Genomic DNA, 5,497 nt, shown 5'->3' with positions numbered 1-5,497 from the left:
TTGCAGCTGTGCACCTGGGAGCTTTCCGGCACGTTCAGCACCAGCAGTGTTTGTCCGTCCAGCTCCAGCTGTTCGGGCACCAGCGGCATCGGCGGGTTGATCTTCTGCGGGTTGTGCAGGGTATTGGCCAGGTCCTTGCGGATTTGCGCCACCGCCTCGGGGGCGATGCCGGTGGCGCTGCCATCGTCCGCCACGCCCAGCACCAGGGTGCCGCCGCGCTGGTTGAGAAAGGCGCAGATGGTCTCGTAGACATCGCGATTGAGCGCCTCGCGGGCACGCTTGAATTCGACCGTCAGGCCCTCGCCGTCACGCAGCAGGCGCGCCAGATGTTCCGGGGTCATGGCCGAACCTCGCTGGCTGTGCACGAGCACAAGACCTGCAGGAGCGAGCGCGCTCCTGCGAGAGCAACGGCGCTGCTCATGCCCATAATGGCCTTGCCGGCATGGTCTGGATTCTGCTTGAGCTGGGGATTGAGCGTCATGGACTGCCTAGTCTCGCATGGCCCGCGGGCGATCCTGGATAGTAGCCCGTCAGGGGTTCCAGCGCGTAGGGCGGGTGCAACCCGCCGATAGGCATCGGTGCCGGCTGGTGGCGGGTTGCATCCACCCTAGGCCCGCAGCGCGTAATCCAGTACCACGCCGGCAAAAATAGCCAGCCCGGCCCAGTGGTTGTGCAGGAAGGCGTGGAAGCAGGCCATGGGTTTGCGGTTGCGGGTCTTGTGGTATTCCCAGGCGAAGCAGGCCGCCGCCGCGAGCAGGCCGAGGTGGAAATACAGGCCCAGCTCGAAACGCGCGGCGGCCAGCAGCAGGCACAACAGGGCCAGACCCTGAAGGATGACAATGATCAGGCGGTCGGCGTCGCCGAACAGGATGGCGGTGGATTTGAGCCCGATCTTCAGGTCGTCGTCGCGGTCGGCCATGGCGTAGTAGGTGTCGTAGGCCACCGTCCACAGCAGGTTGGCGAGGTACAGCAGCCAGGCCTCCGGCGGCACGCTGCCGGTCTCGGCGGTGAAGGCCATGGGCATGCCCCAGGAGAAGGCCGCGCCGAGCACCACCTGCGGGTAGAAGGTGTAGCGCTTCATGAACGGGTAGCAGGCGGCCAGGGCCAGGCCGCCGAAGGCCAGCCAGACGGTTGCGGCGTTGGTCAGCAGGACCAGGATGAAGGCCAGCGCCACCAGCCCGGCGAACAGGATCAGCGCCTCGCGCGGCTGGATCCTGCCGCTGGCCAGGGGGCGCGCCCGGGTGCGGGTGACGTGGCCGTCGAAGTTGCGGTCGGCGTAGTCGTTGATCACGCAGCCGGCGGCGCGCATCAGGATCACGCCGAAGACGAAGATAAACAGGTTCTTCGCGCTCGGCACGCCCTCGGCCGCGACCCACAGGGCCCAGAGCGTCGGCCATAGCAGCAGGTAGATGCCGATGGGTTTGTCCAGGCGCATCAGCTGGATGAAGTCCCAGGTGCGCGGGTGCAGGCGATTCAGCGATTTGAGCAGGTGGGTGTACATCGAGCGCGTCTCCGTGCGGGTTGCGCGGATTATACGGAGTCGACGCGCGGGTAGGGTGGGCTTCAGCCCACCACGTGGTGCATTTCGACTGGTGGGCTGAAGCGGATCGCCGCCCGGCCCACCCTACGCCTCGGTCCCGGCGGCCGGCCAGAACTCGGGCAGAAAGACTTCGACCACCAGCACCCCGAGGGCGCCGCGGCTGAAGCAGGAGCGGCGCGCCCACAGGCGGTCTGCGCGCACCTCGGCGGGCAGCCAGGGTGCCGGGTAACGACAGGCTTGCAGGACGCTACGGTCGAAGGCGCGGTCGCTGAACAGCAGTTCGCCGAGCGAGCGGCTGCCGAGTTGTTCCAGGGCCAGGCCGGAACCTTCCAGGGCGCTGCGCGCCGCCACGCTACGGGCGAATACCCAGGGTTGGCCGTGGCCGCGCAAATACACTTCGCGCACCCAGCCCTGGCTGCCCGCGGCCACGTTGAGGGCGCTGCATTCGTCGCTGCGCAGGCGCTGCCAGCCTTCGAGCAGCGGGGTGACGCTGAAGCCGTCTTGCGACAGCGCGGTCAGTCGGCGGGTCAGCGAGTCTTGATTGAACAGCCAGTCGCGCACGCCGGCAGCAGGAACCGGGTGCAGTTGGCCGGCGGTCAGCCAGCGTGGCGGGTGGGCGAGGGCGGCGTGGGGCACGGCAGAATCACCACGAATCGAAAGCGCGCGAGTTTAGCAGCCTGTCGAACTTAACGCTGTCCTACTGCGGAAAAGCCGGACCTGGCCATTTTTGCCGCAGCCCGGGCTTTCCCTCGCTACGGACGGTCAAGTCCGAAAGGCTGCCAGCACGGACGTTCGCGGACGTAGGCTGGGTTAGCCGCCAAGGCGCTGCCCGGCGAGACCCCATTTGCGGCGCGCTGGTCGGTGCAAGGATCTGCGTCACGCGCCGCTAGCCCAGCCTACGTTTACATCGTCTCTGCCCGTAGGGCGGGTGCAACCCGCCGAGGCTTGCGGGTTGCATCCGCCCTACGGGACTCCAATGGGTAGATTGGCGCCGTCGCAGGAAACCCAGCATCGCGCTCGAGCGGTCATGCCCGTTGGGTTTCGCGGAGCGCGGCTCGATCCAACCTATGACCCATCACGCCCAGCCCTCCAGGCGCATGGTCGCGCGCACCAGGCGTTGCTCCTCCTGCTCGATCTCCCTGAGGTTGTCGCGGATGCTGAGGATATGCTCGCGCGCCGCGCGTTGCGCCTGTTCCGGCAGGCGCTCGATCACCGCGTGGTACAGGCGCGCATGCTGGCGGTCGATCTGGCGTTTCTGCAGCGGCCGGTGATAGAGGTTGTTCACCGAGGCGAACACCGAGTTGAGCATCAGGTCGGTCAGCGATTGCAGGGTGTGCAGCAGCACCGGGTTGTGCGACGCCTCGCAGATGGCCAGGTGGAAGGCATGGTCGAGGCGCGCATGTTCACGCGGTTCGACCTCACTCGGCGGCTCGTTGTGGGCGGCGAGCATTTCCTCGTAACGCCGGGTCAGCAGGACGAAATCCGCGTCGGTGCCGCGCAGGGCGGCCAGGCGCGCCGATTCGGCCTCGAGCAGGGCGCGCACTTCGAGCAGGTCGAACAGGGTGCGTGGCTGCGAGCTGAACAGGTGCATCAGCGGGCTGGCGTCGCGCGGCCCGCTGAGGCTGGCGACCCGCGAATCGCGGCCCTGGGCGGTCTCGATGATGCCGCGCCCGCGCAGCACCTTGAGCCCTTCGCGCAGCGCCGAACGGGAGATCCCCAGCTTCTCGCACAGGCGTCGTTCCGAGGGCAGGGCCTGGCCCACCTTGAGCACGCCATCGACGATCAACCGTTCAATTTTTTCGGCCACTACATCGCTGACCTGGCGGCGTACTGCGGGCTGTTCTAGATCCATTCTGGCGCACTCGCTTACTGGTAGGACCAGCTAGGGTTTGTCGAAATTCAGTTGGCGAATATAAGCGCCTTAGTCATGCAGGGCAAAGCCTGAGTCGATAAGTGGTGACGCGCTTGCCGAAAAAAACTGGTCATACCAGTATGGATGGCGATGGACGCCTCGGCTGCCCGGGACTAAAGATGCCGCACAACCAGCGCAGCGCTGTGCGGATGCGCCATAACGACTACACCCGCTACACCACCCGAGTGAGCCTGCCATGAGCATTCTGTACGACGAGCGCGTCGACGGCCCTTTGCCAACGGTCGATAAGCCAGCCCTGCTGGCCGCATTGCGCGAGCAACTGCCCGACCTGGACGTGCTGCACACCCAGGAAGACCTCAAACCCTATGAATGCGATGGCCTCTCGGCCTACACCGCCACGCCGATGCTGGTGGCGTTGCCCGAGCGCATCGAGCAGGTCGAGCGTCTGCTCAAGCTCTGCTACCAGCGCGGCGTGCCGGTGGTGGCACGCGGCGCCGGCACCGGCTTGTCCGGCGGCGCCTTGCCGCTGGAGCAGGGCATCCTGCTGGTGCTGGCGCGCTTCAACAAGATCCTCGAGGTCAACCCGGCCGGGCGCTTCGCCCGGGTCCAGCCCGGCGTGCGCAACCTGGCGATTTCCCAGGCCGCCGCGCCCCATGGACTGTATTACGCGCCGGATCCGTCCTCGCAGATAGCCTGTTCGATCGGCGGCAACGTGGCCGAGAACGCCGGCGGCGTGCATTGCCTGAAATACGGCCTGACCGTGCACAACCTGCTCAAGGTGGAGGTCCTCACGGTCGAGGGTGAGCGCATGACCCTGGGCTCCGATGCCCTGGATGCGCCGGGTTTCGACCTGCTCGCGCTGTTCACCGGCTCGGAAGGCATGCTCGGCATCATCACCGAGGTCACGGTCAAGCTGCTGCCCAAGCCGCAGGTGGCCAGGGTGCTGCTGGCCAGCTTCGATTCGGTGGAAAAGGCCGGGCGCGCGGTGGGCGACATCATCGCCGCCGGCATCATTCCCGGCGGCCTGGAGATGATGGACAACCTGGCGATCCGCGCCGCGGAAGACTTCATCCATGCCGGCTACCCGGTCGAGGCCGAGGCCATCCTGCTGTGTGAACTGGACGGCGTCGAAGCCGACGTGCAGGACGACTGCGAAAGGGTACGAGCGGTGCTGCAGGCGGCCGGCGCCAGCGAAGTGCGCCTGGCCCGTGACGAGGCCGAACGGGTCTTGTTCTGGGCCGGACGCAAGAACGCCTTCCCGGCGGTCGGGCGCATCTCGCCGGACTACTACTGCATGGACGGCACCATTCCGCGCCGCGAGTTGCCGGGCGTACTCAGGGGCATCGCCGAGCTGTCCGCCGAGTACGGCCTGCGCGTGGCCAACGTATTCCACGCCGGCGACGGCAACATGCACCCGCTGATCCTGTTCGATGCCAACCAGCCCGGCGAGCTGGAGCGCGCCGAAGCCGTCGGCGGCAAGATCCTCGAGCTTTGCGTGAAGGTCGGCGGCAGCATCACCGGCGAGCACGGCGTCGGCCGCGAGAAGATCAACCAGATGTGCGCCCAGTTCAACAGCGACGAGTTGACCCTGTTCCACGCGGTGAAGGCGGCCTTCGATCCCAAGGGCCTGCTCAATCCCGGCAAGAACATTCCGACCCTGCACCGCTGCGCCGAATTCGGCGCCATGCATGTGCACCACGGCCAACTGCCCTTTCCCGACCTGGAGCGTTTCTGATGGTCATGCCGCATGATGTCGATGCCAGCACGGCGCTGCTGGAACAGGTCAATCACGCCCTCAACAATGCGCTGCCGTTGCGCATTCAGGGTGGCAACAGCAAGGCCTTTCTCGGTCGCCCGGTGACCGGAGAGCTGATCGACAGCCGCGTCCATCGCGGCATCGTCAGCTACGACCCGACCGAACTGGTGATCACCGCCCGTGCCGGCACCCCGCTGGCCGAATTGCAGGCGGCGCTGGACGAGGCCGGGCAGATGCTCAGCTGCGAGGCGCCTAGCTTCGGCGGCGACGCCACCGTCGGCGGCATGGTCGCCACGGGCCTGTCCGGTCCGCGCCGGCCCTGGTCCGG

6 protein-coding genes are annotated in these 5,497 nt (G+C 66.9%); 2 read left to right on the top strand and 4 right to left on the bottom strand.

What is annotated here, in order from left to right:
* The 4 genes from ABZE94_RS20075 to glcC all read right to left on the bottom strand — a co-directional run.
* A partial coding sequence (locus tag ABZE94_RS20075; protein WP_372877789.1) for a helix-turn-helix domain-containing protein occupies positions 1 to 341 on the bottom strand: 341 nt, incomplete at its 3' end.
* Between the two features lie 266 nt (positions 342 to 607).
* Positions 608 to 1,501, bottom strand: coding sequence for a 4-hydroxybenzoate octaprenyltransferase (ubiA, locus tag ABZE94_RS20070; RefSeq protein WP_372877787.1), 894 nt, complete (start codon positions 1,499 to 1,501; stop codon positions 608 to 610).
* Between the two features lie 123 nt (positions 1,502 to 1,624).
* Positions 1,625 to 2,176: a chorismate lyase gene (locus ABZE94_RS20065; protein WP_372877785.1), complete on the bottom strand. Its 552-nt coding sequence runs from the start codon at positions 2,174 to 2,176 to the stop codon at positions 1,625 to 1,627.
* A gap of 439 nt (positions 2,177 to 2,615) precedes the next feature.
* The gene (glcC, locus tag ABZE94_RS20060; protein ID WP_372877783.1) at positions 2,616 to 3,392 is read right to left on the bottom strand and encodes a transcriptional regulator GlcC; all 777 of its coding nucleotides are present in this window, start codon (positions 3,390 to 3,392) and stop codon (positions 2,616 to 2,618) included.
* A gap of 256 nt (positions 3,393 to 3,648) precedes the next feature.
* On the opposite strand from glcC, the gene glcD reads away from it, so the two are divergent.
* Together glcD and ABZE94_RS20050 are read left to right on the top strand one after the other, a co-directional pair.
* The gene (gene glcD / locus ABZE94_RS20055; protein WP_372877781.1) at positions 3,649 to 5,148 is read left to right on the top strand and encodes a glycolate oxidase subunit GlcD; all 1,500 of its coding nucleotides are present in this window, start codon (positions 3,649 to 3,651) and stop codon (positions 5,146 to 5,148) included.
* Positions 5,149 to 5,153: 5 nt separating this feature from the next.
* A partial coding sequence (locus ABZE94_RS20050; RefSeq protein ID WP_372877790.1) for an FAD-binding protein occupies positions 5,154 to 5,497 on the top strand: 344 nt, incomplete at its 3' end.

The sequence above is a fragment of the Pseudomonas sp. genome, from assembly GCF_041601375.1.
Classification (GTDB): Bacteria; Pseudomonadota; Gammaproteobacteria; order Pseudomonadales; family Pseudomonadaceae; genus Aquipseudomonas.
This window is presented reverse-complemented; position numbering and strand designations above follow the sequence as displayed.